Source organism: Runella sp. (assembly GCF_965279615.1).
In the GTDB taxonomy this organism is placed as follows: Bacteria; Bacteroidota; Bacteroidia; order Cytophagales; family Spirosomataceae; genus Runella.
The window spans coordinates 6,952,322-6,973,419 of sequence record NZ_OZ257252.1; the positions used below are offsets into that span (position 1 = coordinate 6,952,322).

At 44.0% G+C, this 21,098-nt stretch carries 17 protein-coding genes and 3 pseudogenes; 11 read left to right on the forward strand and 9 right to left on the reverse strand.

The window, feature by feature from the left end; genetic code table 11:
* The first annotated feature begins 19 nt into the window (after positions 1-19).
* The 6 genes and pseudogenes from ACQY73_RS29230 to ACQY73_RS29255 all read left to right on the forward strand — a co-directional run bounded on the left by ACQY73_RS29230 (position 20) and on the right by ACQY73_RS29255 (position 4,364).
* Complete coding sequence (locus tag ACQY73_RS29230) at positions 20-691, forward strand: Crp/Fnr family transcriptional regulator (protein WP_428657714.1); 672 nt, start codon at positions 20-22, stop codon at positions 689-691.
* 74 nt (positions 692-765) lie between these two features.
* The gene (locus tag ACQY73_RS29235) at positions 766-1,572 is read left to right on the forward strand and encodes a sulfite exporter TauE/SafE family protein (protein WP_428657715.1); all 807 of its coding nucleotides are present in this window, start codon (positions 766-768) and stop codon (positions 1,570-1,572) included.
* A 252-nt stretch (positions 1,573-1,824) separates the two neighbouring features.
* Positions 1,825-3,246, forward strand: coding sequence for an MBL fold metallo-hydrolase (locus ACQY73_RS29240; RefSeq protein WP_428657716.1), 1,422 nt, complete (start codon positions 1,825-1,827; stop codon positions 3,244-3,246).
* Positions 3,247-3,322: 76 nt separating this feature from the next.
* A pseudogene (gene trxA, locus ACQY73_RS29245) lies at positions 3,323-3,635 on the forward strand (thioredoxin).
* An 82-nt stretch (positions 3,636-3,717) separates the two neighbouring features.
* Complete coding sequence (locus tag ACQY73_RS29250) at positions 3,718-3,924, forward strand: YgaP family membrane protein (protein ID WP_428657717.1); 207 nt, start codon at positions 3,718-3,720, stop codon at positions 3,922-3,924.
* A gap of 125 nt (positions 3,925-4,049) precedes the next feature.
* Positions 4,050-4,364: a rhodanese-like domain-containing protein gene (locus tag ACQY73_RS29255; RefSeq protein WP_428657718.1), complete on the forward strand. Its 315-nt coding sequence runs from the start codon at positions 4,050-4,052 to the stop codon at positions 4,362-4,364.
* Positions 4,365-4,623: 259 nt separating this feature from the next.
* On the opposite strand, the gene ACQY73_RS29260 is transcribed toward ACQY73_RS29255, so the two are convergent.
* The 4 genes from ACQY73_RS29260 to ACQY73_RS29275 are packed head-to-tail and all read right to left on the reverse strand — an operon-like array spanning position 4,624 to position 10,958.
* Complete coding sequence (locus ACQY73_RS29260; protein ID WP_428657719.1) at positions 4,624-5,220, reverse strand: hypothetical protein; 597 nt, start codon at positions 5,218-5,220, stop codon at positions 4,624-4,626.
* Positions 5,221-5,251: 31 nt separating this feature from the next.
* Positions 5,252-6,352 (reverse strand): efflux RND transporter periplasmic adaptor subunit, encoded by a 1,101-nt coding sequence (locus ACQY73_RS29265; RefSeq protein WP_428657720.1) that lies wholly within the window; start codon positions 6,350-6,352, stop codon positions 5,252-5,254.
* The gene (locus tag ACQY73_RS29270) at positions 6,349-9,552 is read right to left on the reverse strand and encodes an efflux RND transporter permease subunit (protein ID WP_428657721.1); all 3,204 of its coding nucleotides are present in this window, start codon (positions 9,550-9,552) and stop codon (positions 6,349-6,351) included. Before ACQY73_RS29270 ends, ACQY73_RS29265 begins: the two co-directional genes overlap by 4 nt.
* A 29-nt stretch (positions 9,553-9,581) precedes the next feature.
* Positions 9,582-10,958: a TolC family protein gene (locus ACQY73_RS29275; protein WP_428657722.1), complete on the reverse strand. Its 1,377-nt coding sequence runs from the start codon at positions 10,956-10,958 to the stop codon at positions 9,582-9,584.
* 226 nt (positions 10,959-11,184) lie between these two features.
* On the opposite strand from ACQY73_RS29275, the gene ACQY73_RS29280 reads away from it, so the two are divergent.
* Both ACQY73_RS29280 and ACQY73_RS29285 read left to right on the forward strand, forming a co-directional pair.
* Positions 11,185-11,862 (forward strand): response regulator transcription factor, encoded by a 678-nt coding sequence (locus tag ACQY73_RS29280; RefSeq protein WP_428657723.1) that lies wholly within the window; start codon positions 11,185-11,187, stop codon positions 11,860-11,862.
* Positions 11,859-13,226, forward strand: coding sequence for a sensor histidine kinase (locus ACQY73_RS29285; RefSeq protein WP_428657724.1), 1,368 nt, complete (start codon positions 11,859-11,861; stop codon positions 13,224-13,226). Before ACQY73_RS29280 ends, ACQY73_RS29285 begins: the two co-directional genes overlap by 4 nt.
* A gap of 308 nt (positions 13,227-13,534) precedes the next feature.
* Here the strand turns inward: ACQY73_RS29285 and ACQY73_RS29290 are convergent, their stop codons facing one another.
* The 4 genes from ACQY73_RS29290 to ACQY73_RS29305 form a co-directional block, all read right to left on the reverse strand.
* A complete protein-coding gene (locus ACQY73_RS29290) occupies positions 13,535-14,200 on the reverse strand; it encodes a DUF4386 domain-containing protein (RefSeq protein ID WP_428657725.1) in 666 nt (221 codons plus the stop codon).
* A gap of 79 nt (positions 14,201-14,279) precedes the next feature.
* Positions 14,280-14,960: a porin family protein gene (locus ACQY73_RS29295; RefSeq protein ID WP_428657726.1), complete on the reverse strand. Its 681-nt coding sequence runs from the start codon at positions 14,958-14,960 to the stop codon at positions 14,280-14,282.
* A 139-nt stretch (positions 14,961-15,099) separates the two neighbouring features.
* Positions 15,100-15,795 (reverse strand): LytR/AlgR family response regulator transcription factor, encoded by a 696-nt coding sequence (locus ACQY73_RS29300; RefSeq protein ID WP_428657727.1) that lies wholly within the window; start codon positions 15,793-15,795, stop codon positions 15,100-15,102.
* Entirely contained in the window at positions 15,788-16,870 is a 1,083-nt protein-coding gene (locus ACQY73_RS29305) for a sensor histidine kinase (RefSeq protein WP_428657728.1), read from the reverse strand. The genes ACQY73_RS29300 and ACQY73_RS29305 overlap by 8 nt, the downstream gene beginning before the upstream one ends.
* A 512-nt stretch (positions 16,871-17,382) precedes the next feature.
* Between ACQY73_RS29305 and ACQY73_RS29310 the strand changes: the two are divergent.
* From ACQY73_RS29310 to ACQY73_RS29320, 3 genes and pseudogenes are all read left to right on the forward strand, one after another.
* Positions 17,383-18,082, forward strand: a pseudogene (locus ACQY73_RS29310) (transposase); the annotation flags it as partial.
* 423 nt (positions 18,083-18,505) lie between these two features.
* On the forward strand, positions 18,506-19,513 hold the full coding sequence (locus ACQY73_RS29315; protein ID WP_428657729.1) for an IS110 family transposase: 1,008 nt from the start codon (positions 18,506-18,508) through the stop codon (positions 19,511-19,513).
* Positions 19,514-19,695: 182 nt separating this feature from the next.
* A pseudogene (locus tag ACQY73_RS29320) lies at positions 19,696-20,022 on the forward strand (integrase core domain-containing protein); the annotation flags it as partial.
* Between the two features lie 142 nt (positions 20,023-20,164).
* On the opposite strand, the gene ACQY73_RS29325 reads toward ACQY73_RS29320, so the two are convergent.
* Positions 20,165-21,034 carry a helix-turn-helix domain-containing protein gene (locus tag ACQY73_RS29325; RefSeq protein WP_428657730.1) on the reverse strand — a complete coding sequence of 290 codons (870 nt, stop codon included), beginning with the start codon at positions 21,032-21,034 and terminating at the stop codon, positions 20,165-20,167.
* Positions 21,035-21,098: the final 64 nt, after the last annotated feature.

A 21,098-nucleotide genomic window follows, 5' to 3' on the forward strand; every position in this document is an offset into this window, starting at 1 on the left:
CCGATAAAATGACAGTAGAATGAAATTAGATATTGAATCATTGAAAGCAAGTTTCGGTAATTTATTTGAGATGGGCTTATTACAGGAATTAGCCCAAGTCGGCAATTACATGGAAGTAGAGGAAGGTTTTGTACTCATGCACCCGGGAGGTTATATTCGAACGGTGCCTATTTTATTGAGCGGTTCAGTCAAAATATCACGTGCTGATGCCGACGGGCGCGAAGCCTTATTGTATTATTTGGGAGGGCTTGATTCCTGTGCGATGTCGCTCACCTGTTGTTTGGGTCGCCGTCAAAGCGAAATTACCGCTACAGCCGACGAAAAAACACGGATGATTTTAGTGCCTGTAGACAAAGTGGATGAATGGATGAGCAAATATTCTTCCTGGAAACAATTTGTATTTGCCACTTATCAGAAACGTTTTGATGATCTATTGGGTGCCATTGACCAAATTGCTTTTTATAAGTTGGATGATCGACTCTTAACGTTGCTCAATCGCAAATCGAAGCAGTGCGGATGTACGGTATTTACTGTCACCCATGAAGAATTGAGCAATGAGTTGGCTACTTCCCGCGAAGTCATCTCCCGGCTATTGAAACAATTGGAGAAATTAGGTAAAGTAAAACTCTCCCGGAACAAAATAGAATTGCTTACTACCGTAAAAAATCAAACTATCTCTGCGTCTGTGTAACAATTATCACGGAACGAGCTTTTGAGGTCATCTACTTTTGTGATGTCATTTATTCATCACATTACCCAAGGAAAATGAACTCAACTGAGATTTTCGGCTTTTCAGCTTCTATTTTTATCGGCATCAGCCTTGGGCTGATTGGAGGAGGAGGAAGTATCCTTACCCTGCCTGTTTTGGTTTATCTTTTAGGAATTAATCCCGTACTTTCCACCGCTTATTCATTGTTCGTGGTGGGGACCACTTCGTTGGTGGGGTCTTTCAATTTTATGCGTAAGGGCCTGATCAATTACAAAGCCGCCCTCGTTTTTGCCATTCCTTCCTTTATTACGGTGTTTCTGACCCGTAAATATTTGGTTCCGTCCATTCCGAATTCTCTCTTTACCGTTGCGGGTTTTGAAGTAACCAAAAATATCGGCATCATGCTGTTTTTTGCGTTGGTGATGCTGGCGGCCTCGTATTCGATGATCAAAGGGAATAATAAAAAAGAGGAAAAGGCATCGGGTGAACTTCAATTCAATTACCCCATCATTGGACTGGAAGGTGCGGTCGTGGGCGTTCTGACGGGAATCGTAGGAGCAGGTGGAGGTTTTTTAATTATTCCCGCCTTGGTTTTACTGGCGCGTTTACCGATGAAAATGGCCGTGGGGACTTCGCTGCTGATCATTGCGGCCAAATCACTGATCGGTTTCGTGGGAGATATTTCCAATGTTTCAGTTGATTGGAGGTTCTTACTGGAATTTACGGCTCTCTCGGTTGTCGGTATTTTTGTAGGGTCTTACCTTTCGCAGTTTATTGCCGGCGAAAAACTTAAAATGGCTTTTGGTTGGTTTGTACTGGTCTTGGGCTTTTACATCATTTCCAAAGAGATTTTCTTCCAATAACTGAAAAAGTCGGCTTCCGGAATAAAAGTCACTGATCGACTTTGCCGCTCACTATACCTTTACACTATCATGTGGCCATTTTTAGTGTGTTTCTAATTGAAGTCAAAGTATAATATGACTCGTAAAAGCTGACTAAGATCAGCTTTTTTGTGTGCCAAATGTTACAAAAGTCGTTGCTGCGGTTTTCTAATTTTGTTCTGTCAAACCGTAAATGTTTGAGGATAACTACCTCACTTAAACACTTAAAAAAACATGAAAGTAGAACAGATTTACACCGGTTGTTTGGCCGAAGCGGCTTATTATATCGAATCGGAAGGAGAAGCAGCCATCATTGATCCGCTTCGCGACACAAAGCCGTACATCGACCGTGCAACAAAAGAGGGGGCCAACATTAAATACGTATTTGAAACCCACTTCCACGCTGATTTTGTATCGGGGCATTTGGACTTATCTGCTAAAACCGGCGCAACCATCGTCTTTGGACCTTCAGCAAAACCTGCTTACACCGCGTATGTAGCGCAGGATGGCGAAGATTTTCAGCTGGGAAAAATAAGAATCCGAGCCATTCACACCCCCGGGCACACGATGGAATCAACCTGTTTTTTACTCATTGATGAAACAGGTAAAGAAACCGCCATTTTTACGGGGGATACCCTGTTTATCGGTGATGTGGGCCGCCCCGATTTGGCTCAACACGTCATCAGCGATTTAACTGAAGAAAAACTGGCCGGGTACCTGTATGAATCCCTGCGCAATAAAATCATTCCATTGCCGAATGATCTGATCGTGTATCCCGGACACGGAGCCGGCAGTGCGTGTGGTAAAAAAATGAGCAAAGAAACCACCGATACGCTCGGCAATCAGAAGATGTTCAATTATGCGTTGAATTTGAAGTTGACCAAAGAGCAATTTATCAAAGAGATATTGACAGGGTTGGTGCCGCCGCCAAGCTATTTTCCCCAAAACGTACTGATGAACATAAAGGGCTACGAAAGTCTGGACGAAGTGATGCAACGGAGCAGTCAGGCGCTACCTCCCGAGGCTTTTGAAGCGGCTGCCAACGAAACCGAAGCGTTGGTGTTGGACGTTCGCGAGGCACAAGCATTTGCGAAAGGGTTTATTCCCAACGCCATTAATATTGGAATTGAAGGTCAATTTGCTTCGTGGGTGGGTACACTCATTCCCGATTTAAAACAACCGATCCTGTTGGTAACGGAGGCAGGCAAAGAAGAGGAAACCATCACGCGTTTGGCGCGTGTAGGGTACGACAATTGCATCGGGTATTTGCAGGGAGGAGTGCAGGCCTGGAAAGAAGCGGGGAAAGAACTCGATACCGTGACCTCCATTTCTGCCGAAGCTTTTTCCAACTTATTGGCCGGAAATCCATCCCTTGCCGCTTTTGATGTGCGTAAGAAAAGTGAATACGATTCAGAACACGTGATTGGCGTGGAAAACCTGCCGCTCGATTTTTTGAACGAAAACATGGCCCAAATCAATCCCGATAAAACCTGTTATATGCACTGTGCGGGAGGGTACCGGTCGATGATCGCCGTTTCGATTTTGAAAGCACGCGGGTTTGACAACCTTATTGATGTAGCCGGTGGTTTTGCGGCCATCAAAGCGGTGGGCAAATTGCCTTTGACTGAGTATGTCTGTCCAAGTACCATGCTGTAAGTAATCAAACTATTAAATCAGGCATTCCGACGCTGTACACCTTTGCAGGATTCAGGCAATGCTATTTTTTATCGTCATGGAAATAACGCCGAAAAGAGAAACATTTGCCGATATTATCAATTCCGAAATTCCAACCTTGGTTGATTTTTTTGCCGAATGGTGCGGCCCCTGTAAAATGATGTCGCCGATTCTGAAGGAATTTACAGGTCAAATGGGTGACCGTGTGAGAGATTGACGTGGATCAAAATCCGAACGCTGCGCAGGCATACCGAATTCAGGGTGTTCCTACGCTGATGTTATTTCAAAAAGGAGAAATTAAATGGCGGCAATCGGGAGTAGTTCATAAACAGCAATTGGAACAGATAGTCGGCCAATTGGCACATTCATGAAAGAATTTGGGACAGCCGCTACAAAGGTTTGTGAGCATATATTTCATTATCAAGATTTTTAAATCCCTAAACTAATATAAAAATGAAATCAAATATGGGCGGCACCGACCGTATTATTCGCTTGATAATAGCAGCGATCATCGCTGTTTTATATTTTACAGGTACGATCACCGGCACGGTCAGTATTGTAGCTTTGGTGTTGGCCGTTGTTTTTTTACTTACGAGTCTGGTTAGTTTTTGTCCACTTTATACCTTAGTTGGAATCAATACCTGTAAGGTTAAAAGTTAAATAAGTGTAGTTTTTTAAGCATCCTGTGCAGTTTTTATCGGAGACCGGTTACCTGGCCGGCAACATCATAAAAGCACCTGAATTATAATGAAGATTGGAAACAATCACTCACAAACACTATAAAAATGATAAACGCAATAAAAAATTTATTTGGCTTTGGAGTTAAAGTGAACTATGCCGATTTAATAAAGCAGGGAGCGATCATCTTAGATGTTCGCAGCAAAGGCGAATTTCAAAGCGGACATATTAAAGGTTCAGTCAATATCCCCGTTGACACTTTAAAGAATAATCTGAGCAAGCTGAAAAAAGATAAACCGATTATTACCTGTTGTGCATCAGGTATGCGAAGTGCATCAGCAAAAAGTATACTAAAATCAAACGGCTACAACGAAGTTTACAATGGTGGCGGGTGGAGAAGTTTACAAAACAAAATCAAGTAAGTATGATTTTTGAGGAGAGGCATAAGAAGCCGAAGACATTTTATGTTGTGCTGAAAATCGGGGGCCATTGCCCAAAAAGCTTTTCACAAGTTGGATAAACGATCCTTAACGTTGCTTAATCGTAAGGCGCAGCAGTGTAATTATACAGTTGTTAATGCATCTGCGAAGAGTAAAGCAATGAGTTATATTGGGTAGTCATCCCCCGACTTTTAAAACAACCGGAGAACTATAGGAAAAGTAAAACTTTCCTGTAAAAATATCATTCCATACGGCTATAATCAAGTTGGTGAGAGGTGGCATACACCTCCAACACTAATGGCTGGCGGGTCTTGTGTGAATTATATAACAATTGTCCCCACCGAACTTTACTGAGTAAATTTAAAAAAGCGTTATCCTCTTTGTAAGCTTCCTTTATTTTTTTGCGGGTAAACCAGACGAGTTCTCCGGTTGAATTTTTGCTGAAAAAATAGGTGTAGCCATTCCTTGACTCTGACCAATCATGGCGACGATAAAGCCATAAGCCTTCATAACTGATATACCCAACGGAAGTATATCCCATGATTTCCACCAATTCACCGCTTCGATAACACCAACTTGCACCATCTTCGCAATACCCGAAAATCTTGGTCAGATCATAGATATAGGTTGAATCGGGCGTTTTAAGTTTTAGTCGGCTCCTGTTGGGCAAGCGTAAATGATACCCTTTTGTTTGGTTGAGAAAGGAATGCGTAAGGTGATGATGAACATAATCCTCCAAGGTTAAATACACCCCGTTTAAATGTTCACTTTCAGGCTTTTGAACCTGTGCATTTGTAACAAACGCATATACACACAGAACCGGTAAGAAAACGTTCATCCGTTGGCCGAGTTTATACTGAACTGTCGTTCTACTGAATCTTCATTCCTTCTTTCAGATCTTCGCGGGCATTGATAACGATTTGGTCATTGGCCTTCAGATTACCGAACACTTCCGTCATTTCCCCTGATTGTTGACCGCGTCGAACATCCACGTATTGCGCCCTGCCATCCTGAACCCTGATAACATACTGCCGTTCGGTGGAAGCCACAACGGATGATACGGGAACCGCCAGTGCACCGGGAGTGCCTTTGGCATCCAGTATAATTTCGGCAAACATGCCCGGTTTAAACTTCCCGGATACGTTTTGGACATCAATTTCCACGGTTTCGGAGCGAAATTGCTCGTTCATATTCCCCGAACGGCGACTGATTTTCCCCTGAAACAACTGCCCCGGCATGGCACCGACGGTGAACGCAACGGCATTGCCTTGGTTCAAACTCATACTGTAGGTTTCCGGAATATCCAGCACCAGTCGAAGGCGATTTTGTTGCTGCAGTACCATCATGGGCCGTTCCATTTTAGCCCCCGAACCCACCAAAGCCCCCGGGTGGACGTTGCGTTCCGTGATTACTCCGTCAAAGGGAGCTCGGACGGTCAGATAGGATTTGATTTTTGTTAGTGCCCGGAAATTGGCTTCTTCGCCCAACATAGAGGCGCTGTCGGCCATCATTCGGGCATTGGCGGTTTCCAGATCCAACGCTGAGACAGAGCCGGGCACTTTGTTACTTGCTTTCAGGCGACGGTAATGCTCTTTACTGGCCGTTAGCATGGCATTGGCTTTGAGGGTATTTGAACGGGCAGCCGCCAGTCTTTCTTCCGATTCCGGCGAATCCAGTATCATTACTACCTGGCCTTTTCGCACGAATGAACCTCGGTCTACCAACACCTGTTCCACAAATCCGTCGGCTTTCGGATAAATGTATACTTCCTGAAACGCTTTGAACTCGCCCGGCAGCCTGACCACTTGACCAACCTTCTCCGTTGAAGCTTTACCGATTTGGTATTTCTGTTTTTTGATCGCCTTTTCGACCCTGACTTTTGCAGTATAATCAGGTTTTGAAGACAGGTACCAAACGAGTGTGCCGGATAGCACCAAAGTGGCAAGACAGCCATAGATGATCGTTTTCATATCTCTTTATGTACTAAATGATGAGTTTCAATGGATTCTTCCTCAAAAACCGGGTGGGTATCGGGTTCATCGTCGGGCAGGAGAGAGGGGTTTTTGAAACCGGTACTGCCCTGTAGCCAGACATACACTTGTGGAACGATGTACAACGCCGCCAAGGTAGAGGCTATCAGTCCTCCGATCACTGCCCTGCCCAATGGGGCTACCTGTTCGCCTGCATCCCCCGTACCAAGTGCCATGGGAATCATACCCGCGATCATGGCGAAACTTGTCATCAGTACGGGACGCAGGCGAATACCGACACTCTCGACAGCAGCTTTGCGGGCGTTCCGATACTCCCACCGAAGTTGCTCGGCATTGGTGACAATCAAAATGGCGTTGGCAACCGAAATACCAACCGACATAATAATGCCCATGTACGATTGCAGGTTGAGCGTACTTCCGGTGATCAGCAGCAAACCAAGGGCGCCGACAATTACCGCCGGAATGGTGGAAAGTACAACCAATGACAGCTTAAAGGATTGGTAATTAGCGGCCAACAGCAAGAAGATAACCAAAACGGCAATACCCAGCCCCACCTGCAAACTGTCCAGGGTTTCAGTCAGCAGCGATGATATTCCTTTGATCTGTGTGACGAGGCCCTTGGGTGTTTCTCCCATTTTTGCCAATACATTTTCAACGGCCTGCGTAGCGGTGCCCAAATCTGTATGGTGAACATTGGCCGAAACCGTCACGAAACGGCGAGGGCCGGTGCGGGCGTATTCACCGGGTAATGTATCCGGTGAAAAGGTAGCTACGTCGGACAGGACGGGACGAACCTGACCCGCCACCAGCGGTATTTCCTGCAATTGCGACAGATTTCGCATGGCATATTCGGGAATCTGAACCTGAACTTGGTAGGTATACGCCGATTTTTGATCTAACCACTGGTTTTTTTCCGTAAACCGACTTGATGAAGTGGAAGCCGTAATGGAACGGGCCACCTGTTGCAGACTCAGGCCCATTAGGGCGAGTTTCTGCCGGTCGAGTTTTATATTGATGACCGGAAAGTTGAGCGGCTGAATAATTCGCACATCCCGGAGGAATTCTACCTCTGACAGTCTACCTACGAGTTGGTTGGCATATTCTTCAATTTGTTTCATATCGCGGCCCGCCACCTGAACTTCAATGGGTGTATACGCACCCTGACTCATGAGTTTTTCGGTCAGGTCGGCCGGCTCAAAGGAAAGTGTAATGTCCGGCATTTGCTCTTTCACCGCTTCGCGCAGGCGTTCTTTAAAATCCTGCGTATTGACGTGATACTCTTTTTCCAACGCCACTTTGATGATGGCATCATTGGGTCCGCTCGTGCTTACGTACAGGTTAGTCGTTGCGTAATTGGTAGGTACTACTCCCACATATGCCGATGAAACGGCCAAATTTCCTTCGGCAACTTCATCAACCAGCGCCAGAAGTTCGCCAACGCGTTCTTCCGTTCTTTCCAGTCGGGTGCCGTCGGGGGTTTTCATCCGGATAACCATTTGCCCGGAGTTGATCTGCGGTAAGATATCTTTCCCGATAAAGACAAAACCAATGCCTGCCAAAATGAAAATGGCCAATAGATAGATGCTTACGATGACCCTATTGTGCTTTAGCAGTCCTTCGGTCTGACGAATAAATCCATCGCGTATCCATTCAAAATAGGACGTCTTTTGCTTGACATTGATTTTATGAGGATGGGCATGCACATGACTTTTCATGAGGCGATTGGCCAGAATCGGCACCAGACTTTGGGCCAGAAAATAAGAGACCGTCATGGCAAAACCAATGGAAAGTGAAAGCGGTAAAAACATGGCTTTCGGCACACCTGTCATCAAAAAAGAGGGAGCAAATACCGCCAAAATACAAAGCAGGATCAGCAACAGCGGCAGTGCAACTTCCCGGCACGCATCGTACACGGCCAACTTTTTCGGTTTCCCCATTTCGAGGTGCTGGTGAATATTTTCGATGGTTACCGTTGCCTGATCTACCAGAATCCCAATGGCCAGCGACAGCCCTGACAAGGTCATGATATTGATGGTCTGCCCCGCCAGATTCAGCAGAAACACCGCCGCAATGATAGACACCGGAATGGTTATGATCACAATCAGTGAGCTCCGCCAATCGCCCAAAAACAGCAACACCATCAGGCCCGTCAGAATAGCGCCCAACCCGCCTTCAAACAGCAGACTTTCAACGGCGTTTATTACAAATACGGACTGATCAAATTCGTACGAAACCTCAATGTCTTCGGGCAACAGGCTGCGCATTTCGGGCAATTTCGCCTTCAGTCGCGTCACTACATCCCACGTAGAAGCGTCGGCGGTTTTAACCACCGGAATATACGAAGAGCGACTGCCGTTGACCAGGGCATAGCCCGCCGTTACATCAGAGCCGTCAGACACTGTCGCCAAATCCCGCAGGAAAATAGTGCGATGGCCTTTCGTACTGATGGAAATATGGTTGAAGTCTTCGACCTTTTCCTCCAACGAGTTAAGCGTCGTGATATACGTTTTGTTTTCGATCCGAATATTTCCCGAGGGTGTCATGACATTATTGGCTGCCAAAGCTTCCACCACTTCGTCGGGAGATACATTCAGACTGTGGATCTTGTCGGGGTCTAAGTTGATGACCACCGTTCGCGAGTTCGTCCCGATCGGTGGCGGAGCCGTCAGGCCGGGGATGGTCGAAAACAGCGGACGAATACGCGTGACGGCTAATTCGTGAATTTCCCGGAGGGCCCGTGTTTTACTGCTGAACACCAGATCTCCGATGGGAACCGACGATGCATCATACCGAACCACCTGCGGAGGCAAAGCCCCGGGCGGAAAAAATTTCATGGCTCGATTGACCTGAATCGCCACTTCGGCAGCCGCCTGCGCCATGTCAGCTCCTTCGTAAAAAGAAAGTTTTACAATGGTTAGCCCCTGTACACTGCGGCTCTGAATTTCTTTAACCCCCGATATATACAGAAATTGGTCCTGCATTCGCGTTGCAAAGAAACCTTCCATTTGGGCAGGCGACATGCCGCCGTAGGGCTCAATGACATAAATGACCGGTGAGTTCAGTCGCGGGAATATATCAATCGGTATCTTGGTAGCCGATAGGATGGAAAATACGACAATACCGCCGATCAGCACCAATGCCGAAAGCGGACGTTTTAACGAGGTGGACAAAAGCGACATACAAACTTGGGTTAACCGGTTACGGATATTTAATGTCGGAAAAGCGCAAAAAACGCCTCGAAATTATTGGTGGCGTATGCTTTCTGAAGCTGAACTTTGGCCGCACGGCTTTGGAGGAGTACATAGTCTTTCTCTACCGAGACAAGCAGTTGCAATGCATCCGTGAGGCCTAAAATATTTTCCAATCCATTATTATAGCGCGATAAGCGCTGGTCATACGCATCGGCCGCTGAACGTATTGCCTTGGGAATCTCCCTTAATTCGAATTGCATTACTGCCATGACGGAATCCGCCGCCGTCATCATGTTTCTGAGTTGCAGTTGTTCCGTCGCCAATTGGCTGTCGGCTTCTTTTATTCTGAACTGCTGAAGTTGAACCCGATGGGAAGACCGGCGAAAGTCGGTCAGGTTGACTGTAATAGCCACTCCCGCCAATACATTCCCCCGACTGTAAAGCAGGCCGCTGCCCAGAGAACCGTAATTGTTTTCAACGTCAATGCTGGAACCTCTGGCCCATGCCGCTGTCAGCAGGGATACTCTTGGCAAAGCTGCTTTGCGCATGACGTCAATTTCCGCTGCTTGCCGCATGGCTACATTTTCGCGGTAGTTGAGCAGCGGATGGCCGGGGTTTATTCCCGGATCGGCCCGCATTGTCAATGCAGGCGTTATGCTGAAAACCGTATCAATTTGAAGCTGCCGGGAAGGGCGGCCGGTAAGTGTAGCTAATTGAGTGATGGCCTGTTGGTAGCTTTCCAGTACCTGCCAGTACGCCATCTTCGCTTTTGAAACCTGTACCATCACCAACGAGGAGTCCAGCCCCGGTTTAATGCCGTTGCGGACCAAATTGGTAATGATTCGGCGAATGGTATCAACGCGGGCGAGGTTTCGCTCTTCTATTTTTAACTGTTGATTCAGTTGAAGCAGGTCTAAATAGGTATTAATGGCTACTTGACGCAGTCCGAACCGCTCCCGTTCCAAGGCCGATTCACTTACTGAAATATCGGTTCGGGCAAGTTGGTCTTCGGCTTTAAAACGACCGAAATTGTACACCTCCCAATCCATCGTAGCCAGTGCAATGTTTCCGGAGGCCAAATCCATTCGATTTTCAGATCTCCGTCCGCCTGAGGTAGGGACGATCAGCCCCAGTGAGAAATAAGAGCCGGATAAACCGTTGGCCGTACCGACATTGATCTGATCATGCAGTCGTACATTGGGAAGGCGATTATCCCGTACTACGCGGGCATTTGCCCGAATAGCTTCAAGCGCTGCCCGTTGAGCCGCCAGCGTCGGATACTGCGAAAGTGTAGCCTCAACAGCTCCTTCCATTGTCAATACCTGTGAAAATAATACGGTTTGACAAACGAGGATACAGACAAATGCAGACAGAAAACGTTTGGTCAGCACCATAAATCGTTCAGTTATTTTAGTAAATGGGTGGTAACGCCGATTCAATCAGGCGGGTTAACTACTTCAATGAATGCGTGGGATAGCTTTGAAAATCCGCTCAAATTAACCACCTCTCCCATTAAAGGCTGATTAGGGATTTATTAGAATTTGATTAGAAGCCCGAAAAGAGCCCTGAATTGGTTACTTTAGCGGTACATTTATTTATTGAAAAGAATAGTAAGCAGTTATGAATGTCCTATTGGTAGAAGATGACGTGGAACTGGCCCAGTTCATTCAGAAGGGATTACAATCGGAAAGCATTTCCGTTTCAATGGCTTTCGACGGAATCATCGGCCGCAGTTTAGTCAATGAAAACCGGTTTGATGTCGTCGTGTTGGATGTCAACATCCCCGGCATGAATGGATTTGATCTGTGTCGTTTTATCAAGCAACATTGGCCGGCGATTCCCGTCATTCTCCTCACGGCGCTGGGAAGTCTGGACAATAAAGTGTTGGGATTTGAATCAGGGGCTGATGATTACCTCACCAAACCTTTTGCCTTCAAAGAATTGGTCTTTCGGTTAAAAGCTCTCGCCCGACGACATTCATCGCGCCCGCTGTTGCCGCAACGATTGAAGCTGCTTGACCTGGAGTTGGATACCCAGTCCCATCAGGTTTGGCGCGCGGGGCAACGTATCACCCTGACCGCCCGTGAATATGCGCTTTTGGAATACCTGTTGGCCAATCAGGGGCGTGTGGTCAGTCGGGTAAGCATTCAGGAAAACGTGTGGGATGTGCATTTTAATACCAATACCAATGTAGTGGATGTGTACATCAATTATCTGCGGCGAAAAATTGACACGGTAGAACCGAAATTGGTCCATACCGTCTTCGGGGTCGGCTACATGATCGGAGCGGAGCCATGAGCATCAAGCAAAAAATTACGATTGTCTTCGGTTTGCTGGTTGCAACGATCCTGTTACTTTTCTCGTTTTTCATTTTTCAGGCCTATGAGTCCTACCGACGCTCGTTGATGCGTACCCGGTTGCAACGCCGGGCGCTGTCTGCACAGGCTTATTTTCTGAACCGGAATGAATTTCAGCAATCGTCCTATCTGACCTTACCCGAACAGCATGAAATGCTTTTTGATGGTGCAAACAAAGTGATTTATGCCTCAAACGGCCCCAATGATTATGTGCCATCATCAACTTTATTGCAGGATGCCCGCCGCAGAGAAGTATATTTTACCTATTTCAATCCGATGTGGGATTCCGAGAAAGAAGGGGTGGTATTGTCTTTCAGGTACAAACACCGGGTATATGTAGCCCTTGTTACGGCCTATGACCTGACGGGGCGACAAACCAGCCGAAATCTGGTGGCTATTTTGATCGGAGGCAATATTTTATCGCTGGCGGTAATTGTACTCGCGGGTTTTCTGTTTGCGCGTCGAGCCATGCATCCGTTTGATCAACTTATCAGCCAAATAAACGCGGCGACCGTCAATGATTTCTCTTTTCGACTGATCTATAAATCCCAACCTGACGAAGCCAACTACCTGGCCGGATCATTCAATCAACTGCTAAGCAGGTTGCAACAGTTGGCCCTTAGCCACGAGCATTTTGTCGGATATGCCTCCCATGAAATCCGCACGCCTCTGACGGTCGTGAAAGGAATGCTGGAAACCGGTCTGGCGTATGATACAACCTTAAAGTCTGCGCAAGAAAGCATTGAAAAAGCATTGCATCGGCTGGAGGGAGCCATTGAACTGGCCAATTCCCTGTTGCAGCTTACGGAAGTGGAGGGGCTCAATCCGGGCCGATTACTGGAGGATATTAATTTGGTAGACACTATTTTGGATACAGTGGGCTATTTTCAGGAAAAATACCCCCCCCAACAGATTGAACTCCAACTGACTGATATATTTACCGAAAACAGTTCGCGCATTAAAGTGGTGGGCAACAACAGTCTTTTGAGAACGGCCCTGATCAATATCATTGATAATGCCTGTAAATACTCCAACCACCAGCCTGTTAAGGTACAAATAACCTACCAATCCTTTTGGGTTATTATTGCAGTCGTTGATCAGGGGGTCGGTATTCCGGAAACGCAGCTCTCGGATGTGTTTTTACCGATGATGCGGGCCGAAAATGTAGGTACCGTCAAAGGGTTCGGTCTGGGATTAACATTGGCCGAAAAAATTGTAAAAATTCACGGGGGAGTTCTCGTTATAACATCTGTACCAAACCAAGGCACTACTGTTTCAATTCGTTTGCCGGCCTTGTCGCTATAAAGTTTGGCAGCCAACTCCGTTCAATGTTTCGATCTCTTTCATAAATTCATATGATTAGTGCTAAGCTATTTCAGGGATAAGAGGGGTAAGCTCTGTATTAATAATAACTGCCGGAGATGAGCCGGGTTGCACTTTCGATAAAACATTGGCACTTCCGGATGTTGTTTGACTCGTCGAACATTACAGCAGGGAAGGGAGTAAAACTCCTCTCCCCAACAGCGGGAAGAGGAGTTTAGGGATTGAGAGTGATCTTTGTCAAATACTGTATTGCAATCTTTCACTTTTCAGGCGACTCACTCCTGACAAATTTACTTCACCACTAACAAAGGTGACGGCTTAAAACCTTTAACAACAAGGTAGATACCTAACGAAAATTCAAATACTGCTACGAGAATCGCGGATACACCTGCCATTAGAGAGGTTCGTTCTATCAAACCAAACATCATAGCAAGGTAACCTGCCACCAGTGGCAAACCTCCTGTAATCCCAATCAATGAAATGCTGCGAGGTACCAAACGTGATTGATAGAGCAGTAACCCCAACAGTAAATCGTTTATAGCCGGAATAAAACCCTGTCCTAACACAAAAATACGGTCATATAAAGCCACGAACGCCTGGCCAACGGGCAAGGCATCCGCTCCTGCTCCTTTTTGATGTAAACTTACCACCGTTAGCAGGAATGCCACCCCGGCAAACATAGTCCCTGCTTCCAAGATACGTGAGGCAATCAAACCCAGGGCAAGACTTTCGTTTTGCTTTCTAAGGACAGGATACAAGACAACCGCCGTAACAATCCCACAAAGTGCCACTACTATTTCTGAAATACCGCCTAAAACAACCGCATTGTCGTTGCCGGTTCCAAGTATATAATTCGGTTCATGGATAGGTCCATAAAGAACCAGGGTTGGGATAGAAACAAACGTTAACAGATAGAATAAACCTGCGGACAGTGATGTCTTACGCTGTGAATTCATCAGATTCCGGTGAGATGAATTACTCATAGTTGCTATACTCATTTTATTATTAATAAAAACGAATTCAATGAATGGATGCTTAATTTTTATTCAATGCTTTGGAAAAGTGTACGCTGATCATCAGGCCCCTGTTATACATTTCTTTGTTGTAAGAAATATTGGTTAAGCCATAATTGTATCTTACATCCAAGGCAATTCTTTTTTGCTTGAGTGGAAACGCAATACCTCCACCTACCTGAACACCTGCCTCAAAACGCCTGAATCCATCCGGCGAATTTCCAAATGAAATCTTATTGGATACTTCGCCAACTGTGTTCTTACCACTCATAGTATATGCAATGGAAGGGCCTGCATTTAAGTAGAACTTACCCATATGAACACGAGCAAGCAAGGGCAATTCCAACGTGTTAAGACGTAGATTAGATTCCACTGAAGCCAAAGGGTTGTTGACGTTTAACTTCCCTCCTTTCCGCATAAAATACAGTTCTGTTACCAGTGAAAACCAAGGAGTAATACCCGCCTGAACCGATACACCTGCCTGTATACCTTTGGTCGATTCTTTATAGTCTTGCAGCGCCCTGTTAGCTGTCCCATAATTTAAGTTGGAGCTTGCCATATTCACCATCAGATCCACATAGGTTCCTGCTGTTTTCCGGTGGAGATTTGTGTTGCCGGAGGCAGATTCCTGTGTTTGACCAAAGGCAACGGTTGATAATAATAATATGCTCATAAGCATTCCGGTTTGTACTTTCTTCTTCATGATTATTTGTGTTTGATTGTGTATAAATAATTTGATGAAGTAAAAGTACCGGGCGATAAAAAGGCCCGCAATTTGGCTATGCAAAGTAAGAAGAGATGTCTGCCAAGCCATGATTTTAATCTGCCAACTACAACCGGATTTATGGCTTACCGTTGATGAGTTGGAGAAATGTTTCTTTGTAAGTCTCAGAAACAGGAATCAATTGACCGGCAATTTTTATCCTGCTGCGCTCTATGGATTCTATTTTATTAACGGCAACCATATACGATTTATGCACCCTGCATATCAGGTTTGCAGGCAGCAATTGTTCAAGTTCGCTGAATCCCTGCAGGGTCATGATTTTTTTAGTCAGAGTATGAATGCGCATATAGTCTCTCATGCCTTCGATATAGAGGATATCGTTGATCATGATTTTTTCGAGACGATTTTCGGTTTTTACAAAAATAAAATCAGGCTTCTTTTCTTCGGGGCGATGGCTTAGATTTTCATGTGCTTTATTTACTGCCTGCAAAAAACGATTGAATGTGAAGGGTTTTAACAAATAATCAGTAATGCGAAGTTCATATCCCTTTAACGCATATTCCTGATAAGCCGTGGTAATAATTACCTGACTGGTGATTTTAGAACTTTCCAGCATTTCAATACCCGATAGCTCGTCCATATTGATATCCAGAAAAAGTAAATCAACCTTATTATTGTTTAAAAAATCAAGACCTGCCAGTGCATTGTCGAAGGTAGCGACCAGGTTTAAGAAAGGGATTTTCTGAATAAAGTTCTTGGTTTTGTCGAGCGCCAGAGGCTCATCTTCAATAATGATACAGGTAAGTTTACTCATGGGGTATGCTTAGATTAATGCTGTACAAATAGTCTGTTTTGTGCGTTTGCAGTGTATGTCGCCCGTTATAAATAAGATCAAGCCTCTTCTCAATCAACTCATTGCCAAGGCCCCCAACGGAGTTGGCCCCAGCCTGATGCTTCATTTTTTTTCCGGGATCAATTTTATTTTCGCATATCAACTGTATCGTATGATCGTGTATAAAAATCTGAACTATGATGGCGTTTTCCAGTTTCTTATTGCCTGTATGTTTAAAGGCATTTTCAATAAACGGTATTAAGACCATCGGGGCAATGAATTTATTGCCTGCATTGCCGATTACCGTCAGCTGCACATAGTTTTCGTTGGCCGTACGTATTTTTTGCAGGTCTACGTATTTCTCTATATATTCAATTTCTTTAGTAAGCGGAATTTTGTCTGACTTGGTTTCATATAGAATAAACCGCATAATGTCAGACAACCTGTTCAGGTATTCGGAAGCCGCAATTGCATCGGTTAAAATCAATGAGTCAATATTGTTGATGGTGTTAAATAACAAGTGAGGGTCGAGCTGCAATTTTACCAGCGCCAATTCCATTTCATGATTTTTCTCTTTTAAGGCTTCTTTCAGTTTTATTTCATTAAACCAGGTAATAAATCCTTTTACTACCCATCCTACAATGCCCCCAATTATTCCAATAAAAGTCATTACGGCAATTGTTGTCAATGCCGTTGACCTTCCATGTTTACCCCCTTCATCCATGTCCATCACCCGGCCTGTTTCAATAAAATAACGATGTAATATATATGCCAAAACGGCAACTGTGGCCGATATCGCAAACCCAAAAACCAGAGACAGCACATACTTCTTTTGTTGAAGATATTTTGGGAACAGAACAAAATAATACAGGTAAAAAGAAACAGCTGCAGGGAGAAACGCAAAGAGGAAAATATTATTAAATGCATTCATGATTCGATCCATTTGGTTTACAGCATTTACATCCGTTCTATAATAAACTGTAAGTACAATGGCTACCATTAAGTAAAAACAGAGCCAAACTCCCGCGTGTAACAAAATCACAAATGACTTTTTCATGATTTAAAATTACTGATTAAAAGAACAGCCTCTTTGAAGTCACCGGAAAAAAGATATGCAAACCGGTAAAAGATATCGGCAAACTCGTCATTTTCACCTTTCAGTTGTTTTGACAATTTGCATAATGCGAATAATACGTTTATGTACTGTACTGATACTTCAAATCGACCGAAGCAATTGCATAGAATATGCAAGCCCCGGTCGGTGAATTAGGTTGTGGCTAAAAATGTTCTTTATTTACTTAGACAGCATTTTTAGAATCGCTGTCTAAGGTTGAATTACCTGACCGGTATTTCCGCCAAATACACTTTTTCTGAAGCCGTATTCCAGTTGTTTCATGGTAGTGGGTATTTCACCCGGAAAAAATGAAAAATACTGAGGTGAGTTTTCAATCACAGTGGGGCTCACTGTATTTGACCTTCTCCCTGAAAAGTGGACATTGGAAAAGTAGAGAATTGGGCGATTTTTGGTAACTTAACAAAACAAAAAAATCGCTTATGCTTGCATAAACCATGGAAATCCGAGCCATCATTTTTGCACTTCGTCAGGCAGAGACAGGCGTGATCGTTTCGGAGGTTTGCCGCAAGATGGGGATCAGCGAAGCTACGTTTTATAATTGGAAGAAAAAATACGCCGGCTTGGGAGTACCTGAACTGCGTAAACTTCGACAATTGGAGGAGGAAAATCGACAGTTAAAACAGTTAGTGGCGGAGTGGTACGCCACCGCGGCTAAGTTTGGACAAACAAATGCTGCAGGACGTGCTAAAAAAAAAGCTCTAAGGCCGGTTCAGAAGAAGAAACTGGCCGATAGCTTAATCACAGATTATCGTGTTCCTGTTCAATGGGCATGTTCAGTGATTTGCTTGCAACGCTCGTGTTGCCGGGCCGCCGGAGCGGTACTACAAATCTCACCGACGGGATGATACAGCAGTCCGCCATCGAATCAAAGAAATCGCTCAGGTAAGAATTCGTTACGGTTATAAGCGGATTCATATTTTATTGCGTCGTGAGGGCTGGCGCGACAATCATAAACGCGTTTATAGAGTATATTGTGAAGAAGGCCTAAATCTACGCAGTAAACGTCCAAGACGGAACAGAGCTGCTTCGCATCGGTTAGAGAGGCCTATACTCTCTACAATTAATCAGAGTTGGAGTATGGATTTTGTAGCAGATCAACTCTTTGATGGGCGTAAAATCAGAGCCTTAACTGTACGGGGTGGCCCTTTAGATTTGCAATCTGGTAAAATTCTAAGAATTAACATAACTTGTAGTTAGAAGAAAAAGGGCAGGGTTTCCTATGGGGTGGCCAAGATTTTGATCTATGCTCGGATTAAGGTCCTGCTCTTTCAGGCTTTCTTAAGCTCAAATGGAAATTCGAGTATAATGACTCATTAGTAAGCGGGGCGGTCCTTTAGGTTTGTAGTGTGGTAATATTTCAAGATTTAGTTTAGTTTGCTTTCAAAAACACAGGGTGGGTTACCTAGGGGGCGCCCGAGATATTGATCTAAGCACGGATTCAGGCCCCATCTTGTATTGCTTGGCTAATACTCAAATGGAAATTCGGGGAAAAGCCCCATTAGTAAGGGTTCGAGTTACAGGCTAAGCGACCAGTTTAAACTTTAACATATTACTATTATGACTACTCAATTTTACATTGGAGTTGATGTCTCAAAAGCTACGCTTGACTGGGCTGTCTCAGACGGCAAAACTATTATTTTACAAACACAATGCGTCAATTCTGAAGCCGGAATTAAAGCGGCTCTTAAACTTATTAAAGTTTTGCCGAATTTTAAAGTCTCTGAAGCTGTTTGTTGCCTGGAACATACGGGCATATATTGTGCTCATCTGCTATCCTATCTGCATAAGTTACACTTTCCTACTTGGCTGGAAAACAGTTTGCAGATTAAACGGGCAGGAGGTTTGCAACGTGGTAAGAACGATGCAATTGATTCGATAAGAATAGCTGAATATGCCTATCGCTTTCGTGATAAAATGCAGCTTTGGAGTCCACAACGCCTCGTTTTACAAAAACTGGCTGCTCTCAGTGTTCTACGTCAGCGTTTACTCTTGATACGTCAGCAATTACAGCAACCTATCAATGAACAAGAGCGATTCATTAATCCTTTACTCCAAAAAGAACTGGTTAAAAGCTGTCAGGCATCTATTAAGGCAATTGATGCAGATTTGAAAAGTACAGACAAGCGCATACATGATCTAATCCAAGCTGACGAGCAATTGAAAAAACTATTCTCATTAGTCACGTCTGTACCCGGTATTGGACCTACGACAGCGACAGAGTTAATTATTGCAACAGAAGAATTTAATACAATAAATAATCCCAAAAAGCTGGCTTGTCATGCCGGTGTGGCGCCCTTTGAATATCAATCAGGCAGTAGTATCCGAGGAAAAACCAAAGTGAACCAACATGCACGTAAACGACTCAAAAGCTTACTCCATTTGGGGGCGATGTCTGTTATTTGTGCTAAAGGGGAGCTACAAGATTATTACAAACGCAAAGTAGCTGAAGGTAAAAACAAAATGTTAGTTCTGAATTCGGTGCGTAATAAGCTTATTCATCGAGTTTGCTCGGTTGTTCACCGCCAACAGAAATATGATAAAAATTATACGCCTATGCTTGCTTAAACCATGGAAATCCGTGCCATCGATAATTATAGGGGTCCGCCCCTGCGGCCGTCAATGTCTGTCGATTCATGTAGGGCAATCGCTGAAAGGAGAAGATGTAGTAAATGTAATGAATCAATTAAAAACGGTACGCCGCTGCGGCAGTAACTTTAACAGTCCCAACCAGAATCCAACAGGGCCGCCTGGCGGTTGACAACGGAAGTGAGTTCATATCTAAAGCTTTAGATAAATGGTGTTATGATAATGAGGTAACATTGGACTTCTCCAGACCTGGAAAAACGATTGATAACCCTTTCATTGAGTCATTTAATGCGGGGCCGCCCGTGCGGAAGTTTTCGAGATGAATGTTTGAACACTCACCGCGGCGGCGTACCGCTGGTTCTTATCGCTGGAAGACGCAAAGGAGAAAATTGAAAATTGGCGGAGGGAATATAACGGCTCGGGCCGCCCCGTCGTTTCGACCCCACAGCTCGCTCGGTGGACTAACCGCAGCCGCGGACGGTCCCTGATGAGTTCGTTTTGCCGCTAAAGAAAAAACAGCCTGAACCTCTACTATACGCTGTCCAAGATTTGGGAAGGGCTCATTAATGAAAATTATCTAATTTTAAACTGTCTGTTATAAAGGGGTACTTACAATATATTACTTCATCATTATTTGGCCTTCATTTTTATGATACCCGGTGTAGTATTATATTTTTTCTTGAATGTACTGACAAATTTCGATATTTGGGTATAACAAAGTACTTCAGACACGTCACTAACTTTATGCCCTTCTTGCAGTAGCTGCATCGCGTAATTAAATTTTATATCAGAATGGCAGGCATAGATAGGTTTTCCATAAACTTCTTTGAACACTCTTTTTAATTTTTCGGGTTTTATATTTATTTCAGCAGCGAGCTCTGCAATTGTAGGAATCTTACTCTGAGGATTTAATACATATTTTTTGTAAATAAATGTTATTTTTTCGCTATCTGAGCTTAAAACTTCTTTATCAAATCCTGAGACGTCTTGTTTATTAATTTTGTTCATATTCTGTTTAATAGCAAATTCATGAAAAACGATATTTAATAATTCTAAAAGATTTTCGCTATTTTTTAAATAAATTTTTTTTATTTCCGGTATTATTGCTAATTGGTGAATCTGTTTTATAGAGGTAAGAATGATATCTAAGTTATTCTTTTTTTTAAAGATAGAATAATTGCTACGATTAAAATTAAGATATATCCAATCCCATGGCAGGCAAATTGTAATCACCTGCGACTGCGAATTAATCGACTTAAAAAACCACTTGTTTTTATTAGGAAAAGTTATAAAAATAGCATCTATGTTTAAAATCAAGTCATTATTGTATACTTGAGTAGGTTGCAAAGGGTAGTGCATATACAGACCATCGAATAATTTTGTTGGATTTAAAGGCTTTGTTGAATCATTTAAATTTCTCAAGATAACAATAGGTTCTTTAATAGAAATTTCAATTCTATTTTCGTTTTTTTGGCTATCTGATAATACATTCATATTCATTGAAAGTTACTGTTTTATAATGTATAGTCTTGCATTAGTTCACTGTTATTTAAACAATAGAACT